This is a genomic window from Xanthomonas hortorum pv. cynarae (assembly GCF_002939985.1).
GTDB classification, from domain to species: Bacteria; Pseudomonadota; Gammaproteobacteria; order Xanthomonadales; family Xanthomonadaceae; genus Xanthomonas; species Xanthomonas hortorum_D.
The window spans coordinates 48,726-68,652 of the sequence record NZ_MDFM01000021.1; the positions used below are offsets into that span (position 1 = coordinate 48,726).

At 63.4% G+C, this 19,927-nt stretch carries 14 protein-coding genes and 1 tRNA gene; 13 read left to right on the forward strand and 2 right to left on the reverse strand.

Annotation, left to right across the window (positions count from 1 at the left end; all coding sequences use genetic code 11):
* Positions 1-85 precede the first annotated feature (85 nt).
* The 10 genes from lspA (at position 86) to XcyCFBP4188_RS15000 (ending at position 10,933) form a co-directional block, all read left to right on the forward strand.
* The gene (lspA, locus tag XcyCFBP4188_RS14955; protein WP_104592381.1) at positions 86-598 is read left to right on the forward strand and encodes a signal peptidase II; all 513 of its coding nucleotides are present in this window, start codon (positions 86-88) and stop codon (positions 596-598) included.
* Positions 599-677: 79 nt separating this feature from the next.
* Positions 678-1,628 (forward strand): 4-hydroxy-3-methylbut-2-enyl diphosphate reductase, encoded by a 951-nt coding sequence (ispH, locus tag XcyCFBP4188_RS14960; protein ID WP_043908441.1) that lies wholly within the window; start codon positions 678-680, stop codon positions 1,626-1,628.
* Positions 1,629-1,858: 230 nt separating this feature from the next.
* Positions 1,859-1,934, forward strand: a tRNA-Thr gene (locus tag XcyCFBP4188_RS14965).
* A gap of 363 nt (positions 1,935-2,297) precedes the next feature.
* Positions 2,298-3,248, forward strand: coding sequence for a ubiquinol oxidase subunit II (gene cyoA, locus XcyCFBP4188_RS14970; RefSeq protein WP_043908444.1), 951 nt, complete (start codon positions 2,298-2,300; stop codon positions 3,246-3,248).
* Entirely contained in the window at positions 3,248-5,248 is a 2,001-nt protein-coding gene (gene cyoB / locus XcyCFBP4188_RS14975; RefSeq protein ID WP_006450193.1) for a cytochrome o ubiquinol oxidase subunit I, read from the forward strand. Before cyoA ends, cyoB begins: the two co-directional genes overlap by 1 nt.
* Positions 5,245-5,874, forward strand: coding sequence for a cytochrome o ubiquinol oxidase subunit III (cyoC, locus tag XcyCFBP4188_RS14980; protein ID WP_006450194.1), 630 nt, complete (start codon positions 5,245-5,247; stop codon positions 5,872-5,874). The genes cyoB and cyoC overlap by 4 nt, the downstream gene beginning before the upstream one ends.
* Positions 5,874-6,209: a cytochrome o ubiquinol oxidase subunit IV gene (gene cyoD / locus XcyCFBP4188_RS14985; RefSeq protein ID WP_006450195.1), complete on the forward strand. Its 336-nt coding sequence runs from the start codon at positions 5,874-5,876 to the stop codon at positions 6,207-6,209. The genes cyoC and cyoD overlap by 1 nt, the downstream gene beginning before the upstream one ends.
* 170 nt (positions 6,210-6,379) lie before the next feature.
* Positions 6,380-8,269, forward strand: coding sequence for a M61 family metallopeptidase (locus XcyCFBP4188_RS14990; RefSeq protein WP_006450196.1), 1,890 nt, complete (start codon positions 6,380-6,382; stop codon positions 8,267-8,269).
* Positions 8,270-8,694: 425 nt separating this feature from the next.
* On the forward strand, positions 8,695-10,086 hold the full coding sequence (gene radA / locus XcyCFBP4188_RS14995; protein WP_006450580.1) for a DNA repair protein RadA: 1,392 nt from the start codon (positions 8,695-8,697) through the stop codon (positions 10,084-10,086).
* A gap of 460 nt (positions 10,087-10,546) precedes the next feature.
* Positions 10,547-10,933 carry a DUF805 domain-containing protein gene (locus tag XcyCFBP4188_RS15000; RefSeq protein ID WP_006450581.1) on the forward strand — a complete coding sequence of 129 codons (387 nt, stop codon included), beginning with the start codon at positions 10,547-10,549 and terminating at the stop codon, positions 10,931-10,933.
* A gap of 122 nt (positions 10,934-11,055) precedes the next feature.
* On the opposite strand, the gene XcyCFBP4188_RS15005 is transcribed toward XcyCFBP4188_RS15000, so the two are convergent.
* Positions 11,056-11,841: a winged helix-turn-helix domain-containing protein gene (locus XcyCFBP4188_RS15005; RefSeq protein WP_043908861.1), complete on the reverse strand. Its 786-nt coding sequence runs from the start codon at positions 11,839-11,841 to the stop codon at positions 11,056-11,058.
* A 920-nt stretch (positions 11,842-12,761) separates the two neighbouring features.
* On the opposite strand from XcyCFBP4188_RS15005, the gene XcyCFBP4188_RS15010 reads away from it, so the two are divergent.
* The 3 genes from XcyCFBP4188_RS15010 to XcyCFBP4188_RS15020 all read left to right on the forward strand — a co-directional run bounded on the left by XcyCFBP4188_RS15010 (position 12,762) and on the right by XcyCFBP4188_RS15020 (position 18,555).
* Complete coding sequence (locus XcyCFBP4188_RS15010; protein ID WP_174556022.1) at positions 12,762-14,117, forward strand: helix-turn-helix transcriptional regulator; 1,356 nt, start codon at positions 12,762-12,764, stop codon at positions 14,115-14,117.
* Positions 14,118-14,334: 217 nt separating this feature from the next.
* Entirely contained in the window at positions 14,335-16,206 is a 1,872-nt protein-coding gene (locus XcyCFBP4188_RS15015) for an ATP-binding protein (protein ID WP_167393555.1), read from the forward strand.
* A 24-nt stretch (positions 16,207-16,230) separates the two neighbouring features.
* Positions 16,231-18,555, forward strand: coding sequence for a hypothetical protein (locus tag XcyCFBP4188_RS15020; protein WP_006450585.1), 2,325 nt, complete (start codon positions 16,231-16,233; stop codon positions 18,553-18,555).
* Between the two features lie 199 nt (positions 18,556-18,754).
* Here the strand turns inward: XcyCFBP4188_RS15020 and XcyCFBP4188_RS15025 are convergent, their stop codons facing one another.
* Positions 18,755-19,855 carry an NADH:flavin oxidoreductase/NADH oxidase gene (locus tag XcyCFBP4188_RS15025; RefSeq protein WP_006450586.1) on the reverse strand — a complete coding sequence of 367 codons (1,101 nt, stop codon included), beginning with the start codon at positions 19,853-19,855 and terminating at the stop codon, positions 18,755-18,757.
* Positions 19,856-19,927: the final 72 nt, after the last annotated feature.

Here is a 19,927-nt window from a genome sequence, read left to right on the forward strand (position 1 = left end):
CGTTGTTTAGTTTTCGCCATCTCCAACGCCATCCAGGCATCTTCTCCGGCGTCGGAGAAATCACAACCAATTGCGACCTCTCGACATGAGTCAACGCCCCAAACCCTCCGCCCTGATCTGGTTGCTGTTGTCTGCGCTCGTGGTCGGGCTGGACCAATGGAGCAAGGCCTGGGTGCTGTCCAGCCTGCCCGAGTACACCGCCGTGCCGGTCATCGACGGCTTCTGGAACTGGTACCGCACCTACAACACCGGCGCGGCCTTCAGCTTTCTGAGCGATGCCGGCGGCCGGCAGCTGTGGTTCTTCACCGCGCTGGCGGTGGGCATCAGCGGGCTGCTGGCGTTCTGGCTGTCGCGTACCGCGCGCGGCGAGTGGCGTAGCGCGCTGCCGTATGCGCTGGTGATCGGCGGGGCGATCGGCAATGTGATCGACCGCCTGATGCATGGCCACGTGGTCGATTTCATCCAATGGTACATCGGCAGCCATACCTGGCCGTCGTTCAATATCGCCGACTCGGCGATCGTGGGCGGCGCCATCGGCATCGCAGTGTTCGGTCTGTTCGACAAGTCTGGCAAGCGGGAGTCAGGGATCAAAAATTAGCAATCGAGGCTGAAGTGTTCCTGCGGGCGCACGCCGCCCGGTCCGATTCCTGATTCCCCATTCCCGTAGAATGCCCGCCATGGAAGTCTTGCTCGCCAATCCCCGTGGTTTTTGTGCCGGCGTCGACCGTGCGATCGAGATCGTCAAGCGTGCGATCGAGACGCTGGGCGCGCCGATCTATGTGCGCCATGAAGTCGTGCACAACCGTTTCGTGGTCGACGACCTCAAGCAGCGCGGCGCGGTCTTCGTCGAAGAACTCGACGAGGTGCCCGACAACGCCACGGTGATCTTCAGCGCACACGGCGTCTCACAAGCGGTGCGCCTGGAGGCCGAGCGCCGCGGGCTCAAGGTGTTCGACGCGACCTGTCCGCTGGTGACCAAGGTGCACTTCGAGGTGGCGCGGCACTGCCGGGCCGGCCGCGATGTGGTGCTGATCGGCCATGCCGGGCATCCGGAAGTGGAAGGCACGATGGGGCAGTGGAGCCGTGAGCGCGGCCCGGGCACGATCTACCTGGTCGAAGACATCGAGCAGGTGGCCACGCTGCAGATCAGCCAGCCTGAAAACCTTGCCTACACCACCCAGACCACGCTGTCGGTGGACGACACCATGGGCATCATCGAGGCCCTGCGTGCGCGCTTCCCGGCGATGCAGGGGCCGCGCCACGACGATATCTGTTACGCCACCCAGAACCGCCAGGACGCGGTGCGCGATCTCGCGCGCCAATGCGATCTGGTGCTGGTGGTCGGTTCGCCCAATAGCTCCAACTCCAACCGTCTCAGCGAGCTGGCACGACGCGACGGGGTGGAGTCTTACCTGATCGACAACGCCAGCGAGATCGACCCGGCCTGGATCGTCGGCAAGCAGCACATCGGCCTGACCGCCGGCGCTTCCGCGCCGCAGGTGTTGGTCGACGGTGTGCTGGCACGGTTGCGCGAACTGGGCGCCGAGGGCGTCTCCGAGCTGGAGGGCGAGCCGGAATCGATGGTGTTCGCGCTGCCCAAGGAACTGCGGTTGCGCTTGGTTAGCTGAAGTCGGCTGACCCGTTTGCCGGGTTGTCTTCAGGCGACCGTTCGCGTTGGTCGTTACCTTTGTTGAGTAGGCCGAGTTGACCGGCCTACTGGATGCAGCGATTGATTGACGGATGTCTCGCGCTGGCAGAAAGCCGGCAGGACATGACGCAACGCCAGGTGCCGCAATGCTCAGCCCTCCAATAGCGGTGATTGACCGCACACTGGCTCCGCTCCTACAATTCACGGCTCGCCGGAATAGCTCAGTTGGTAGAGCGGCGCATTCGTAATGCGTAGGTCGTAGGTTCGATTCCTATTTCCGGCACCATCGCTTCAATACTGGGTCGGCCATTGGCCGGCCCAGTTGCGTTTTGGGCAGATGCACGTTCACCTCAGCGCACGTGCAGCCATAGACGCTGCACATCACGCAGGCCTGATTGTGCAGGTCCGCAACCGCATCGTTTCTGCCCTGCGCAGCGCTGCGACAACATGTCGCATACGTTTGCGCGCATTAATTGCGGCAGATCATGGCCGATGGGTTTCGTGCAGGTGCAGCAAAGTTTAAAATTAGGGAGCTAACCCGTGTCTTCGGTCTGTGCGGTCATCTTTCTTCAGGAAGAGCGCTGCCGGACATGTCCCGAAAGGGAATGCGACGCATGAGGCTGGCGTTCCTTCGCACTTGGATCGACCGATGATTCCGTTGAAACATCTCGGGCGTGTACTTCGTCCAGGCCTGATGTTGCCGTTCCTGCTGTTGGCAGGCTGCAACTCGGCCATCCTCAATCCGAAAGGCCAGATCGGCCACGACGAAAAGCAACTGCTGATCACCTCGGTGGTGCTGATGCTGATCGTGGTCATCCCGGTGATCGTGATGACGATCGCGTTCGCGTGGAAATACCGCGCGTCCAACACGAAGGCGCGCTACGAGCCGGATTGGTCGCACTCCACCGCCATCGAAGTGGTGGTGTGGTCGATCCCGTGCGTGATCATCCTGGTGCTGGCGGTGCTGACCTGGCGCTCCTCGCATGCGCTGGATCCGTACCGGCCGCTGGATTCGGACGTCAAGCCGCTCACCATCGAAGCGGTCTCGCTGGACTGGAAGTGGATGTTCATCTACCCGGATCAGAACATCGCCACGGTCAACGAAATCGCCTTCCCGGTGCACACGCCGCTGAACTTCAAGATCACCTCCGACACGGTGATGAATTCGTTCTTCATCCCGCACCTGGGCACCATGATCTACGCGATGGCCGGTATGGAAACCAAGCTGCATCTGGTGGCCAACGAGCCGGGCGAATACTTCGGCCTGTCGACCAACTACAGCGGTCACGGTTTTTCGAAGATGAGCTTCAAGGCGCATGCGGTCGATCAGGCCGGCTTCGATGCATGGGTGGCCAAGGTCAAGGCATCGCCGAAGGCGCTGACTGCCGCCGAGTACCAGGTGCTGGCCGCCAATCGCAACGATAAAGAACAGTATCCGGTCACCTACTACTCGTCGGTGCAGGACGGCATGTTCCGCTCGCTGGTCGACAAATACATGAATGGTACGGGTCACGGTCCGCAAGGCCATGGCGAAGGCCACGGCGACCATCAGGCATCGGCTGCAGAGCCGGTTGCCATGTGCACTTCTGGAGACAAGTGATGCTAGGCAAACTTACGCTCGAGGCGGTTCCGTACCACGAGCCGATCATTATGGTCGCTCTCGGTGGCGCCGGCCTGCTCGGCCTGCTCATCGCGGGCGCCATCACCAAGTACAAGCTGTGGGGCTACCTGTGGAACGAGTGGTTCACCTCGGTGGATCACAAGCGCATCGGTGTGATGTACATCATCGTGGCGCTGGTCATGCTGCTGCGCGGCTTCGCCGATGCGGCGATGATGCGTGCCCAGCAGGCGTTGGCGGGTAACGGCGGCGAAGGTGTGCTGCCGCCACATCACTACGACCAGATCTTTACCGCGCACGGCGTGATCATGATTTTCTTCATGGCCATGCCGTTCATGACGGGCTTGTTGAATCTGATCGTGCCGCTGCAGATCGGCGCACGCGACGTGGCGTTCCCGTTCCTGAACTCGCTGAGCTTTTGGCTGTTCGTAGCCGGTGCGGCGCTGATCAACATCTCGCTGGGTGTCGGTGAATTCGCGCAGACCGGTTGGCTGGCCTATCCGCCGTTGTCGGGGCTGGAATACAGTCCAGGGGTCGGTGTCGATTACTACATCTGGGCGTTGCAGGTCTCAGGCTTAGGCACGTTGCTGACCGGCATCAACTTCTTCGTGACGATCATGCGGATGCGCGCGCCGGGCATGACCCTGATGCGCATGCCGATCTTCACCTGGACTGCGCTGATCACCAACATCCTGATCATCGCCGCGTTCCCGATCCTGACCGTGGCGCTGGCGTTGCTGGGTGCCGACCGTTACCTGGGCACGCACTTCTTCACCAACGACGGTGGCGGCAACGCCATGATGTACGTCAACCTGATCTGGATCTGGGGCCACCCGGAAGTCTATATCCTGATCCTGCCGGCGTTCGGCATCTTCTCCGAGTTGATCGCGACCTACAGCCGCAAGCGGTTGTTCGGCTACACCTCGATGGTCTACGCCACCTCGTGCATCGGCGTGCTGTCGTTCGTGGTGTGGTTGCACCACTTCTTCACCATGGGCTCGGGTGCCAACGTCAATGCCTTCTTCGGCATCACGACGATGATCATCTCGATCCCGACCGGTGTGAAGATCTTCAACTGGCTGTTCACCATGTTCCGCGGTCGTGTGCACATGACCTCGCCGGTGCTGTGGACGATCGGCTTCATCATCACCTTCACCATCGGCGGCATGACCGGCGTGATGCTGGCGATTCCGGCGGTGGACTTCGTGCTGCACAACAGCCTGTTCCTGATCGCGCATTTCCATAACGTGATCATCGGCGGCGTGGTGTTCGGTTACCTGGCAGGTCTGACCTACTGGTTCCCGAAGGCGTTCGGCTTCAAGCTCAACGAGAAGATCGGCAAGGCCTCGTTCTGGTGCTGGATCATCGGCTTCTTCGTGGCCTTCATGCCGCTGTACGTGCTCGGCTTCATGGGCATGACCCGCCGCATGAACACCTACAACCACCCCGAGTGGGCGCCGTGGCTGTACGTGGCCGCTGCGGGTGCTGCGATCATCGGCATGGGTATCTTCCTGAACCTGGTGCAGATCGGTTACAGCGTCTGGAAGCGCAAGGAGCACATGGACTACACGGGCGATCCGTGGGATGGCCGTACGCTGGAGTGGGCAACTTCTTCGCCGCCGCCGTTCTACAACTTCGCCGTGCTGCCGCACATCGACGACCGCGATCAGTTCTGGGCCGACAAGCAGAACGGCAAGGGCTGGGTGCGTCCGTCCAAGTACGAGGCGATCCACATGCCGCGCAATACCGGTGCGGGCGTGTATATCGGTGCCTTCAGCGTGCTGATGGGCTTCGGGTTGATCTGGCACATCTGGTGGCTGGCGATCATTGGCCTGGTCGGCATGATCGGCAGCTTCATTGCGCGCACCTTCGATGACGACATCGATTACTGGGTGCCGGCCGACGAAGTGGAGCGCATCGAAAACGCGCGCTTTGCCCTGCTCGAACAGCAACATGCGGCGCAGGCCGCGAAGGTGGTATGACCATGTCTTCCTCGACCACGCTTGACCACGCCGCCCACGCGGGCGGCCACGACGACCACGAACATCACGACGCCGGTGGCAACACCGTCTTCGGGTTCTGGGTCTACCTGATGAGCGACTGCCTGCTGTTCGCCGGCCTGTTCGCCACCTATGCGGTGCTCTCGGGTGCCACGGTGGACGGGCCGACGGCCAAAGAGTTGTTCGATCTGAAGTTCGTGCTGGTGGAAACCTTCCTGCTGTTGTTCAGCAGCCTGAGCTTCGGCGTTGCGATGATTTCCGCGCACAAGCGCAGCATGACCGGGCTGTATGCCTGGTTGGGCGTCACCGCGCTGCTGGGTATCGGCTTTCTGTGCATGGAAGTCTGGGAGTTCAACCACCTGATCCATGAAGGTGCCGGCCCGGGGCGCAGCGCGTTCCTGTCGGCCTTCTTCACCCTGGTGGGCACGCATGGTCTGCACGTGGCCTCGGGTCTGTTGTGGATGGCGGTGCTGGTGATCCAGATCTCCAAGAATGGCCTGACCCCGCGCAACAGCACGCGTCTGGCCTGCCTGAGCCTGTTCTGGCATTTCCTGGACATCATCTGGATCGGTGTGTTCACCGTCGTCTATCTGCTGGGAGCGCTGTAATGGCCAATCACCACGCGCATGAAACCGCCGCCGATGCACATGCCGGCGGCCTGAAGTCCTACCTGATCGGCTTTGTGATGGCCGTGATCCTGACCGTCATCCCGTTTGCGATGGTGATGAGCGGAGCGTTCTCCAAGGGCGTCACCGTCATCGTGATCTCGCTGATGGCCGCCGTGCAGATGCTGGTGCACATGGTGTATTTCCTGCATATGGATCGCTCGCCCGAGCAGCGTTCCAACGTGCAGGTGGGCCTGTTCTCGCTGCTGATCATCGGCATCGTGATCGTCGGTTCGCTGTGGGTGCTGCACAACATGAACGTCAACATGATGCATTGAGACGGCGCCACGCGGATCGCGTCATGCTGTTATGAAGAAGGCCGCCAGCGATTGGCGGCTTTTTTTTGCGCATGAATTTGCCTGCGGCATGACCAATGGCATACGGGGAAGCCGTGGTGGGCGCTTAGCATCGTGGGCTTGCCTGTTTCCAGGTCACCTGCGGAGTTGCGATGAAGATGCCCACCCTGTTGTCCGTGTCGCTGCTGGCAGCGCTGTCGTTGCCCGCCGCCGCGCAAACCGCGCCGCCGCAGGACGTGCCGTTCGAAGGCAGCTTGAAGATCGATGTCGATGCCACCGATCTGGCGCACCGCATCTTCAAGGTCAGGACCACCATGCCGGCAAAGCCCGGCCCGATGACGCTGCTGTATCCGCAGTGGATCCCCGGCAATCACTCACCGACCGGGCCGATCGACAAGCTCGCCGGCCTGGTGATCAAGGTCGATGGCAAGGTGGTGCCGTGGACGCGCGATCAGTTCGACGTGTACGCCTTCAAGATCGATGTGCCGCAGGGCGCCACCGAGCTGGTAGCCGAGTTCAAGTTTCTCTCGCCGCAGGCGAGCAACCAGGGCCGGGTGATGATGACCCCGGAAATGCTCAACCTGCAGTGGAACACCACCGCGCTGTATCCGGCCGGTGTCTTCGCACGCAACATCAAGACGCAGGCCAGTGTGACCTTGCCCAAGGGCTGGGACTACGCGACCGCGCTGGAAACCCAGAGCCGGGTCGGCGACACGGTGACCTTCAAGCCGATCGACTTCGACGACCTGGTCGACTCGCCGATGTTTGCCGGCAAGTACTACAAGCGCGTGGAGCTGAGCGGCGGCAAGCAGCCGGTCTACCTCAACGTCTTTGCCGACGAAGCCAAGTCGCTGGATGCCAAGCCCGAACAGATCAAGGCGCATGCGGCGCTGGTGCAGCAGATGGACAAGTTGTACGGCGCGCGCCATTTCGACCATTATGAATTTTTGCTCGCGCTGACCAAGAAGCTGGGCGGCATCGGCCTGGAGCACCATCGCTCCAGCGAAAACAGCGGCGTGCCGACGTATTTCACCGAGTGGGACAAGAGCTGGACCGGGCGCGACCTGCTCGCGCACGAATTCAACCATTCCTGGAACGGCAAGTATCGCCGCGGCGCGGATCTGGCCACGCCAAATTTCAACGTGCCGATGGGCGACAGCCTGCTGTGGCTGTACGAGGGCCAGACCCAGTTCTGGGGCGAAGTGATGGCCGCACGCTCGGGCCTGTGGACGCGGGATCAGGCGCGCGACATGCTGGCCGGCGTGGCGGCAAGCTACGAGCGTGGCCGCCCCGGCATGGCCTGGCGCACCGTACAGGACACCACCAACGACCCGACCATGTCGATGCGCCGCCCGAAGGCGTACCGCAGCTATCAGATGAGCGAGGACTATTATTCCGGCGGCCAGATGATGTGGCTGGAAGTGGATAGCAAGCTGCGCGCGCTGACCAACAACAAGCGCTCCATCGACGACTTCGGCAAGGCGTTCTTCGGCATGAAGAACGGCGATTGGGACGTCAATCCGTACACCTTCGACGACATCGTGACCACGCTCAACGGCGTGGCCGCCTACGACTGGGCGAGCCTGTTGCGCAGCCGCATGGATGGGCACGGGTCGTTGAACGGCGGCATCGAAGCCAATGGCTGGAAGCTGGTCTACAACGAGGAGCCGAACCTGGCCACCCAGGCCGACGAGGGCGACGAGAACAACGACAAGGACGCCATCCTGACCTATTCGCTTGGCCTGTCTTTGAAAGCCTCGGGTGATATCAGCGATGTGCTATGGGACGGCCCGGCCTTCAATGCCGGCCTGATCGCCGGCAACACGATCGTGGCGGTCAACGGCCGCGCCTTCAGCAGTGAGGTGATCAAGGACGCGATCACGGCGGCCAAGGGCACCACCGCGCCGATCGAATTGCTGGTCAAGCGCCTGGACCGCTACGACACCGTGCGCATCGATTACCACGGCGGCCTGCTGTATCCGCATCTGGAGCGCATTACCGGCAAGCCGGATCGCTTGAGCGAGTTGTACAAGGCGCGTTGATGGGCGCTGCCCGCTCGGAGCTGTTCGAGCGGGCAATTGCAGGATCTGGAGCTGCATGGTCGGTTGCGATCGATCATGCAGCTTCGGAGATTGATCTTCGTCGGTACCGATGCCGACTGATCGATATAAAGACAGTGCGCTAGCCAAGTGGCCGGCCTCGTCGATGCCTCCCACGTAGAGCGTCGTTGTTGAAATTTCCAGTTGCACGCAATCCAACAGCGCGTCAGCTTGGACGATTCCCGAATCCCGAATCCCGAATCCCGATTCCCGATTCCCGATTCCCGAATCCCGAATCCCGATTCCCGATTCCCGATTCCCGATTCCCGAATCCCGAATCCCGAATCCCGTCGCCAAGCGCCAGCGTCGCGCATCCTGAGACCGGCGGCGACTATGCTGTCGCTCCAGAAACGATTGGCTAACTGACGATGGCGAAGGCAAAAATAGCCTATGTCTGCGGCGAGTGTGGCGCCGAATACAACAAGTGGCAGGGGCAGTGCACCGAGTGCGGAGTGTGGAATACGCTCAGCGAAATCGTGCTCGAAAGCGCAACCCCCGGCGGCAAGGCATCGCCGGCGGCTTCGCGCCGCACCGGTTGGTCGGGCAAGACCGAGGCACCCAAGATCACCGCGCTCAAGGACGTGCGCCAATCCGAACAGTCGCGCGTGTCCACCGGCATCGGCGAGTTCGATCGGGTGCTGGGCGGCGGTCTGGTCGAAGGCGCGGTGGTGTTGATCGGTGGCGACCCCGGCATCGGCAAGTCGACGTTGTTGCTGCAGGCATTGGCCAGCATGGCCAGTACGCTGCCGGTGCTGTACGTCACCGGCGAAGAATCGCTGGCCCAGGTCGCAGGACGTGCGGTGCGCCTGGATCTGCCGCTGGAAGGCCTGAATGCGCTGGCCGAAACCGGCATCGAAAACATCCTGCAGCACGCCAGCGTGGCGCGGCCGAAGCTGATCGTGGCCGACTCGGTACAGACCTTGTGGACCGAATCGCTGACCGCAGCGCCGGGCTCGGTGAGCCAGGTGCGCGAGAGCGCGGCGCGGCTGGTGCGCTATGCCAAGGAAACCGGCACCGCCGTCTTCCTGGTCGGCCATGTGACCAAGGAAGGCGGCATCGCGGGGCCGCGCGTGCTGGAGCATATGGTCGATGCGGTGCTGTACTTCGAAGGCGAGAGCGGCAGCCGGTTTCGCTTGCTGCGCGCCTTCAAGAATCGCTTCGGTGCGGTCAACGAGCTGGGCGTGTTCGCGATGGGCGAGAAGGGCCTCAAGGAGGTCTCCAACCCGTCGGCGATCTTCCTGTCCGGCGGCAGCACCCAGCAGCCCGGTAGTTGCGTGATGGTCACCCGCGAAGGCACCCGGCCGTTGATGGTGGAAGTGCAGGCGCTGGTGGATGCCTCGCCGTTGTCCAATCCGCGTCGGGTCGCGGTGGGGTTGGAACAGAATCGGCTGGCGATGCTGCTGGCGGTGCTGCATCGCCATGGCGGCATCGTGGTGGGCGATCAGGACGTATTCGTCAACGTGGTCGGCGGCATCCGCGTGCAGGAAACCGCGGCCGATCTGCCGGTGTTGCTGGCAGTGTTGTCCTCGTTGCGCGACCGGCCATTGGCCGAGAAGACGATCGCCTTCGGCGAGGTGGGGTTGTCCGGCGAGATCCGGCCGGTGCCCAACGGCGAGGACCGCCTGAAAGAAGCCGCCACCCATGGCTTCAAACGCGCGATCGTGCCCAAGGCCAATGCGCCGAAGACCACCAGCATCAAGGGCATGGAGATCGTCGCGGTGGAGCGGCTGAGCCAGGCATTGGAAGCGGCGGCTGAGTGAGGTCCACGCAGAGCGGGGCGGGCGCTGAGCTGAGCTGAGCTGAGCAGTGTCGAACGTGGCGGCAGCCTCGCCTCGACCACGTCAGGCAGCCGCATGTCGCGCTCGTCCCGACCATTGCCCGCAGACCGTCAATGAGCGATCGGACGCCCTGACGATCGCCTCTCAAGAGCGCACGCTTGGCCAGAGTCATCGTTGAAAACCTGGCAATCTTCAGTGCGCGTAACGAGCTGCGGCGGCGACGTGCCGGGTGCACAACGTCAGCCGGTCTGGTCGGTGCGTTGACCGCGCCTCTCCGCTGCGACTGAGCACTGCAAACCGTCTGTCGGATAGGCGGCTGTATTCGCGTTTGATTGTCGAGAAAACGTTTTCAGAAAGAGTGCGGCTATGGCACCATGCGCGGCCCGTTGCACCGTGCACCGGATCACAGACACCGCTGACTGCTCTTACCTGGAGAATCACAATGGAATGGATGTTGTTGCCGCTCAAGCGCTACGCCGACTTCACCGGTCGCTCGCGTCGCAAGGAATACTGGATGTTCTTCTTGCTGCAGATGATTGTTCTGCTGGTGCTGGGCGGCATTTTCGGCATCGCGGCAGCGATAGGCGGCGGCGACAACGGCCCCGGCCCGCTGGCGTGGGTGGTGTTTGCCATCATCATGATCGTCGGCCTGGCAATGATCGTGCCGGGCATTGCAGTGACCGTGCGTCGCCTGCATGACCAGGGCAAGTCCGGCTGGTTCTATCTGATCAGCCTGGTACCTTACGTGGGTGCGATCGTCTTGCTGGTCTTCATGTGCATGGACGGCACCCCGGGCCCGAACGAATACGGTGAAAGCCCCAAGCAGTAACCGGACGCACCGATCGATCGAACAACGGCGCAGGGAAGTCCCTGCGCCGTTGTCGTTTTTGCAATTTTATTGGCTTGAAACAAGCCTTGCGTCGGCACGCACCACGCCAAGACGCGTCTGGATCAGCACGCCGCAGCGTGGCTTGCCGCGTTCTGGGGTGTGAGCTTGCCCGGAGTCAGTGCATCTGTGTCATGCAGTGCAAGTTCCAGCTTGTAGCCATGCGAATACACGGTTCTGATGCGCACCGCGCCACTGTGATTGCACAGCTGCAACTTCTTGCGCAGCTTGTAGATGTGCTGCTCCATGGTGCGGTCGGTGAACTCGGTATGGCTGCCCCATACCGCCTTGGCCAACTGGCAGCGTCGGAAGCACACACCGGGGCTGGAGAACAGCAACCAGGCAATCGAGAACTCGCGTGCAGTGAGCACGATCGGCTTGTCGTGCAGATACACGGTGTTCTCGTCGCGGATCAACTGGTAGGGCCCAACGCTGAGTTGCTGCGTTTCCGGGCATGCCTGCGCCACCGGCGAGATCGCCAATGCCGCGCGGACATGCAACTCATGCGAATTGAACGGCAGCGCCAGCACGTCCTGCGCACCGGCGCGATACCAGGCCAGGATGTCGTTGGGGCAATCGAAACGCCCCAGCACGATCAATGGCGTTGGATGGCCGCTATGGCAGCGCTGCCAGGCCAGCAGCGAACTATCGTCGGAGGCAACGCAGGTCGCATCGAACACCAGCAGCTCGCAAGGGGAATGTCGCAGCGAGCGCAGTAGTTCGAGCTCGTCGGAAAAGACCGCAAAACTCGGCGCGAGCGGTGCGAGGCTCGCATTGACCTGCGACGCCAGACGCGCATCCTGCGTCAACAGGAAAGCCGATCCTTGCTTGCCGGAAGCGTTGGCGTACATCAGCCAGCCTTCCCATGTCGGCATGCGTACCAGTCGTATGTCGGGTGCCTGTGACGGGCAGCCGGCGCCAATACAAAACCCACGTGTATAGATAAGTACATCGCCAAACCTTTCGGCTGCCAGGGAGGGTCTGACCGAGATCAGACGAATGGTATGTACCATTGGCGAGGCAGAAAGTTTCACTGCTGCGTACTTTTCTTCGGCTTTGCGTGGGTTGGCTTTAACGTGCGCTCAGATAGGCGTAACGGAGCTCTTACATTTAGGCATGGATGCGCCGGAAATAACAAAATTACGACATTGCTGCGGCGACGGCGCTGCAGAAGCGCCAGGAAATCGCCCGGGTCCGCAGGCATCCAGACCAATTGGTCAGGTATAGACCAAGGTATTGCAATTTATTCGCTGTTATAGCGCTTGCGGAATATGTCTGCGGCTTATCGACGCGGCGGATCGCCGAAGTTTCTATTCGCGGCGATTGCGTTTGTTCCCACAGGCAACCGACATGCAGTCATTGCCACGACATGCCTCGACAACGCGAGCTGCGCGTGGAAGCGAGATGTTCGGAGACGTTCCGGCACCGCCAGGGTCTTGCTGCAGGAGCCGATGTCTTCAGTACGCAATCGTATGTCGTGCGATGTCCTGTGCACGACATCGGACCTGGAGTGCAAAAAGTGCCCACACGCTCTGCACGCCGCGCGACTGGCACGGTTCGACCAGAGTGAGAATTTTTGATTTTCTTAGTGCCCTAAAGTGAGAAATTCCATTGGATCCGCTGCATACAATCGAGTGCGCCAAAAGACCGGCGAAATTGGTTGTTTTTTGCTCATCCCCCTAAGAGAGAGCCCGGCATGATCCTTTCCACTTACCTCGCAGCGATCTCTGCGTTGTCGTACGCAGACCGTCTTCCTACCTATACAAGCAGGATGCTGGTTGGTGCCTGGCCTCAGGGTCTGCAACACCTTCAACAACGCCGCGACGGGCAGGCCGCCTCGGATGGCGGCGACGATGAAGTGAGCCTGCTCGGCGCCAGTGGTGACGCGCTGCTGATCCTGGAGTATCAGGAAGAAGCCGAAGATGCGTATCGCCATGCCTTGAAGGCGATGCGTGGGCATCAACGGCAGCTGCGGCTGCTGTCGTGCCGCAACACCGCCTGGTTGATGCTGAGCCAGCGCCGGCTCAGCGCCGCGTTGAACTGTTTTGCGCAGCTGGCGATGGACCGCGAGACGCCGTCCTGCCTGTGCGGCGAGAGCCTGTTGGGTAAAGCGTTGACGCACTTTCATCTGGGCCAGAGCACACTTGCGCTGCAGACGCTGGAGCGCGCCAACGAGGTGCTTTCGGAACTGGAGACCGGTGCGAGCGATTGGCTGCGGATCGCCACCGCGCTGCGCCTGGACATGATTGCGCAACTGCGCATCCGTCGCTCCGATCGCATGAGCGACCACGTGTTCTGGCAGGCCACGCTGCGCCAGGAAGATGCGGCGCATGCCTTCGAGCCCAACGAGCTGCGCGCCTGCATCGCCGATCTGGCCGAGAGCATGCCGGTGCTCGCCCAGCGCATGCGGCATGTGCGCAACCTGCTGCGGATTGCCGGTGGCGATACCTTCGGTTTCGATGCGCAGATCGATGCATTGCCGGCTGCGGCCACCGGTTGCCCGCCGTGCGCCCGCCAGGACGCGCAGGTGGAACTGGCACTGGCTGCGTTGGCGGTGGGGCGTGCGGATCTGGCCGAGCGTGCGTTGGCCGGTGCCGGCCGGCACCATGCGCCGCGCTGGAATCTGGAGTTCGAGTATTGCCAGGCCAAGATCAGCCAGGCGTTGGGCAAGACCGAGCAGGCGTTGTTGCTCTACAACCGGTATGCGCTGGGTGCGGTGCAATGCCTGCGCAGCGAAGTGCAGGCGCCGCGCCTGCTGGAAAGCGGTACCCCGGCGCATGTGAGCGACGACATCTCGGCGCGTCTGCCGGCCAAGTACCGGCGTGCCTACACCTACATGATCACCAACGCGCATCGCTCGGATCTGTCGATCAATGAAGTGGCTGCGCAGATCGGGGTGACCGGGCGTGCGTTGCAGCAGGCGTTCAAGTCGGCCACCGGGCTGTCGCCGACCCAGGTGTTGCGCCGTTACCGGATGCAGAGCATCCGCGACGAACTGCTGGCCGAAGGCGGCTGCGGCAGTGTGCTGCAGGCGGCAAGCCGTTGGGGCGTGGGCAGCCGCTCGGCGCTGGCCAAGGGCTACCGCCAGCACTTCAATGAGGCACCGATGGAAACCTTGCAGCGATAATGTGTCTGGCGCCACGGCCGTGCAGTCATGCAGGCCGTGGCGCTTCGTTTCCGGTGGGTGATGCAGCAGCGATGTCCGGTCGAAGTGCGGTGGAGGGATCCGAATTGAGACGTGCGTGCGTGCGGCGTGGCTTGCGGCTATGCTTTCCGGCTCGCATTGCCACCCAGGAAGGCGCGTCCGAGGATGGGCGTGGCCGCCAAGGAAACGACAGACGATCATGCAAGATCACACCTCCGAGGCGACGGACGCCTCTCAGATCCGCCGTGCAGGCGTCGATCTCAACGGACTGATGTCCGTCCTCAGCAAGCACCTCTATTCCACACCGGTGGTCGCGTTGCGCGAGCTGGTGCAGAACGCGCACGACTCGATCCTGCGCCGCCGCCTGGAACAACCCGACTGGCAAGGCGAATCGCGCATCGAAGTGCATGCCGATGCTGCCCAGGGCATCGTGCGCATCGTCGATACCGGCGCCGGGCTGACCCAGCAGGAAATTCACGATTATCTGGCCACTGTGGGCGTGGGCTACACCCGTGGGCTGCGTCAGGGCGGGCACGAAGACAGCGGCCTGATCGGCATGTTCGGGCTGGGGTTTTTGTCGGCCTTCGTGCTGGCGCGCCGGGTCAGCGTGCGCACCACCTCGTACCAGAGCCCGACGCTGGGGCATTGCTACATCTCCAGCAACGCCGAGCAATACACGGTCAGCCCGATTCCTGCGCGTGCGCAGGTCGGCACCGAAGTGGTGCTGGAACTGCATGAGGACTATCTGTCGTTGGTCCAGGAAGGGCGGCTGCGCGAGATCCTGTCGCGCTACTGCGCGCTGTTGCGCGAGCCGATCTGGATCGGGGGCGATGCGCAGGCGATCAACCCCGAGCCGCCACCGTGGCGCATGCACGATGCGGTGCCCTTGCATCCGGTGCAGGCCTGGCGGCGGCAACGCGAGTTTGCCGCGCGCTTCGAGCGCAACTTCGAACCGCTGTGCTGCATGCCGGTGCGCACGGCGGAGGGCAGCGATGCGGTCGGCTTGCTATGGGTGCAGGACGGTGCGACCTACGGCACCAGCGACAACCGCAATCTGTCGGTGTTCCTGCGCGGCATGCTGCTGGACGACAACGCGCGCGAGCTGCTGCCACCGTGGGCGGGCTTCATCGGCGGGGTGATCGAATCCAATCGGCTGACGCCCACCGCCAGCCGCGAGGATCTGCAGCGCGACTCCACCTACACGGCGGTGCAGCACGCGCTGTCCGAAGCGCTGGTGCAGGGCTTGGCCGACGTCGCACGTCAGCAGCCGGAAGCCTGGCGGCGCATTCTGCTGCGCCACAACGAGGCCTTGCTGGGCGCGGCCTTGTGCGACGAGCGCCTGTTCGAGTTGCTGATGGAACACGTGCGGGTGCCGACCTCGCAAGGCGATCTGCCGGCGCAGCAGTTGCCGGCGCGTGGCGCAGTGCATGTGATCCTGGATAGCGACAGCGGTTTCGAAGAGATGCTGTTCCGCGCGATGGGCGTGCCGGTGGCCTACGGAAATCGCTATGCGGTGGTGCCGTTCCTGCGTCGCTGGGCGCAGGCCAAGGGCGTGCGGCTGGTGGAGCTGGGCACCGAGCAGGGCAACCGGCAGTTGTTCCAACTGGACGACAGCGTGCCGGCCGACGAACTGGCCTGGCTGGAACAGCATCTGGGCGATGGCGAAGCCTTGGTGCCTGCGCGTTTCAGCCCGGAAGCATTGCCGTTGGTGGTGGTGCCCGACCGTGAGGCCGAACTGAAACGCCGTCTGGAGCAGGACGAAAACGACAAGCGCGTGTCCACCGCTGCGTTGCGGCTGGCCCGGCAGTTCACTGCGGGGATCGAAGCACGCCAGACCCAGCGGCTGTATCTCAATCTCGACAACCCGGCGCTGCAGGCATTGCTGGCGGCGCAGCGTGCCGGCAATCCGCAGGCGGCGGTGGCGGCGCGGCTGCTGCGCTCGCTCAAGGTTATCGTGTCGGCGCAGGGGCGCACCCAGCCGCAGCCGGGCGCCAGCGCGTCGGGCGGATCGGATTTGAACCGGGCTTTCGGCGATCTTGCCGAGGCCGTGACCCAACTGCTGGCGCGCTGAGCGCCGCATCGAAGGAGCAACAGGATGGAAATCTGGAACTGGGTTGAAAAGCTGCAGGACGATCTGGGCGAAGCCGGTCAGCCGCAGAACGCGCAACTGCTGACGCGCCTGACCGACCATATCTGCGACCTGCAGATCGAACGCGCCGAAGCGCTCCTGCCCGAGGCGCGTGCGCTGGGCAAGACGCTGGCCAATCCGTGGCTGGAGGTGTTCGTCGGGCATTGGGAAATGCGCAACCGGGTCGGCAATCTGTGCGAAGGCGAGCGTGCGCTGAGCGATGCCGTGACGCTGTTCGAGCGCGCGCATCGCGCCGATGCGGTGGAGTGCCCGCAATCGGTGTGCGTGACCCAGGATCTGGCCGCGTGCTACGCCAATATCGACGGGCCGGGCTGGGTGGAAGAGCGCATCGAAGTATGCGAGGAAACGCTGGGCCGCATCGACCCGAGCTGGTCGTGCTACCAGTGTCTGAGCTGCGAAAAAGCCGACGCCTTGCTTGACGATGGGCGCGGCGAGGCGGCACTGCATTATCTGGAAGAGCAGTCGCAGACCATTCTTGCGCATGGCGCGCAGATCTACGACGGCGTGCCGGACATGCGCATCTCGATCCTGCTCTCGCTCGGCCGTGCAGAAGAAGCGCTGGCGCTGATCGAACAGCGCGAACGCGAGGCCGCACGCGAAGGTGCAGAGTGGGCCAACTGCAGCCAGCCGCGGCGTTTGCAAAAGGCGCGCGCATTGGCGCTGTTGCATCGCGACGATGAAGCGCTGGAGGCATTTCTGCCGTGGCGCGAGGTTGCGCCACGCTATCGCATGCACTGGTTGCGTGCGGTGGTGGTGCTGGTGTCGCGCACGCCGGAGCGCAACACCTGGGATCTGGGCAGCCGCTTGCAGGTGATGCTGGATCATTACGCGCAGGTCGGTGCGCATCGCATCCTGATCGACGCGGCCGAGATGGCAATCGCGCTGGCGTTGCAGCGTGGTGCGGTGTGGACCGCGCGCCGGCATCTGGCGCTTGCGCGTGCGCATGTGCCCAAGTTGCGGCAGGACCGTGGCGCCACGCAATTGCTGGACCGTTTGGCCCTGCGCATCGAGACCGCACCGGCGGGCGAGGCGGCGCCGGTGCCTGCCGCGCAGTTGCTGGAATGGCTGGAGGCGCAAGCCGAAGACGTGGTGCGCAACCCCGAGCGCGAAGCGCAATGGTTGCTGCAGGCAGTGGCCGAGCGCCCCGACGATGCCGAGTTGGTGGACACCACTGCGTCGGCCTTGAGCGCGTGCGCGGCCGACGATGAGGCGATTACGCTGCTGTGGGCATTCGTGCAGCGGCATGCCGATCGCGAGACCAGCCCGACCTTCCGGCTGATGAATCTGCTGCTGGGCCGTGGCGACGACGCCGGCATGCGTCGGCTGGCGCAGCTGTATCGCCCGCTGGTGCCGGTGGCGGCGCTGTGGTGCGAAGCGCAGCTTGCCCAGCGGCTGGCCGATTGGCCGGCGCTGGAACAGGCCTGCACCGCGCTGCTGGAATTGTCGCCCGGCTCGCATGGCGCACGCGGTTTGCTGGGGCGCATGTATCTCAACACCGGGCGCTTTGCCGAAGCGGCCGAGGTCTACCGGCAGCTGACCGAGCTGATGGAAGAGCCGCGCTCTGCGCATTGGGATCACATGACCGCGGCCAGTGCGGCGCAGCAGTGGGAGGCAGTGCGTGCCTCGGCGCTGGCGATCGGCATGGAGCTGAGCAGCACCAGCGGTGTGGTCGAAGAGAACTGGGGTTGGGTGATCGTGCGTTGTGTGGACGACGGCGAGGCGGCCGAGTATTACGCGCGCCGCACCGGCCCGGTCACCGCGCGCATCCTCGAAAACGCGCCTGCGCATCGGCGTCAGCATGTCGGCGATTGGGTGGTGTTCGATGCCGAGTTGCTGTATCCGCCGCCGGAAGACGAGGCCGAGCGCGAGCGTTTCGTACCGACCTACGCGCAGGTGCATGTGTTGCAGGCAGGCGGTTACGGCAGCAGCTGGCTGGTGGATGGCGTGCATCCCGGCGAGCCGGCGATCGAGGCCTTGCGCGAAGAGATCGAGGCCCGCGGCTGGAAGCTGTGGGTGCACAGTCGCGACGATTATCACGTGATCGATCCGCAACATCCGGATGCGTTCGACCCGGAAGATGCGGGCACGGGCCTGCCCGGCGTGTTGTTCACCGTGGCGCTGCCGGAAGCGGCGGCGCCGTTGGAATTGCATCGGGCCTTGCTTGCCGCCACCGCGCAGTGGCCGCACACGATGTGCTGGCTGCGTTTGGCCGAGGCCTGCGATCAGGATCCTCGCCCGCATCTGGACGCAGTGGAGCGTTACGGGCTGTAAGGGCGGCGATCAATATCATCGCTGAGCCGCTTAGGTCGTGTGTGGGGATAGGCGATGCGCGGTACTGCATCCGGTGTCCTACTGCGGTACGCGTGCAAGCGCCTGCAGCGAACCGAAGCATTCCCACGAAACCTGCTGACTTCGTGTGCGCGGTCGGCTTGCGCGCGGTGCCGCATCCGGGCATGTCGCACGTATCCGATCAGCTGCGCTTGCCGTAGCGCTCCAGCCAATGCGCGTACGACGGTGGCAGCACCCACGACGGGCGTTCTTCGCCCAGCGCCAACGCGGCGTGATACGGCCAATGCGGGTTGGCCAGGTGCGCGCGGCCGATCATCACCAACTCCATCTGCCCGGCGGCGATGACGCGGTCGGCTTCCAGCGGGTCGTCGATATTCCAGGACGAGGCAACCGGCAACTGTGCCTCGCGGCTGACGCGTTCGGCGAACGGCGCCAGCAACGCCGGGCCCCACGGAATCTGCGCGGTCGGGGTGCTGAAGCCCATGCTGACGTTGAGCAGATCCAGGCCGCTTTGCTTGAAGTTGCGGGTCAGTGCGATGGCTTCCTGCAAGGTCTCCTCATCGCGGCCATCGAATTCGATCACGCCAAAGCGCGCGGTGAGCGGCAGATGTTCCGGCCAGACCGCACGCACTGCTTGCAGTGTTTCCAGCAGGAAGCGTCCACGATTTTCGGCAGTACCACCGTACTGATCCTGGCGCTGATTGGCGTGTACCGAGAAGAAGCTCTGCGCCAGATAGCCATGCGCAAAATGCAGCTCCAGCCACTGGAAGCCGGCATCGCGCGCGCGCTGTGCGGCGGCGACAAAATCGCCGCGCACGCGGGCGATGTCGTCCAGCGTCATCTCGCGCGGCAGTTTGGGCAGGCCGCCACCGAAGGCGACGGCCGAGGGCGAGATGGTGTCCCAGCCACGTGCGTCGCCGTCGGCGATGTGGTCGTCGCCTTCCCACGGCAGGTTGGCGCTGGCCTTGCGCCCGGCGTGACCGATCTGGATGCCGGGTACTGCGCCGGCGGCGCTGATCGATGCCGCAATACGCGCCAACCCTTCGGCCTGGGCGTCGTTCCACAGGCCCAGGCAACCGGGCGTGATGCGTCCTTCCGGCGACACGCCGGTGGCCTCGACGATCACCAGGCCCGCACCGCCGCGCGCCATGCTGGCGTAGTGGACCTGATGCCAGTCGTTGGTGAGGCCGTCCACGGCGGTGTATTGGCACATCGGCGGAATGGCGATGCGGTTGCGCAGCGTGAGGTCTTTAAGTTGATACGGAGAAAACAGCGATGACATCGGAGAGCCTGAGAAAAGTCTGGGCGCGATCAGAACACGCCCGGCCACAGCCCGACACGCCGCTGGTGGCAC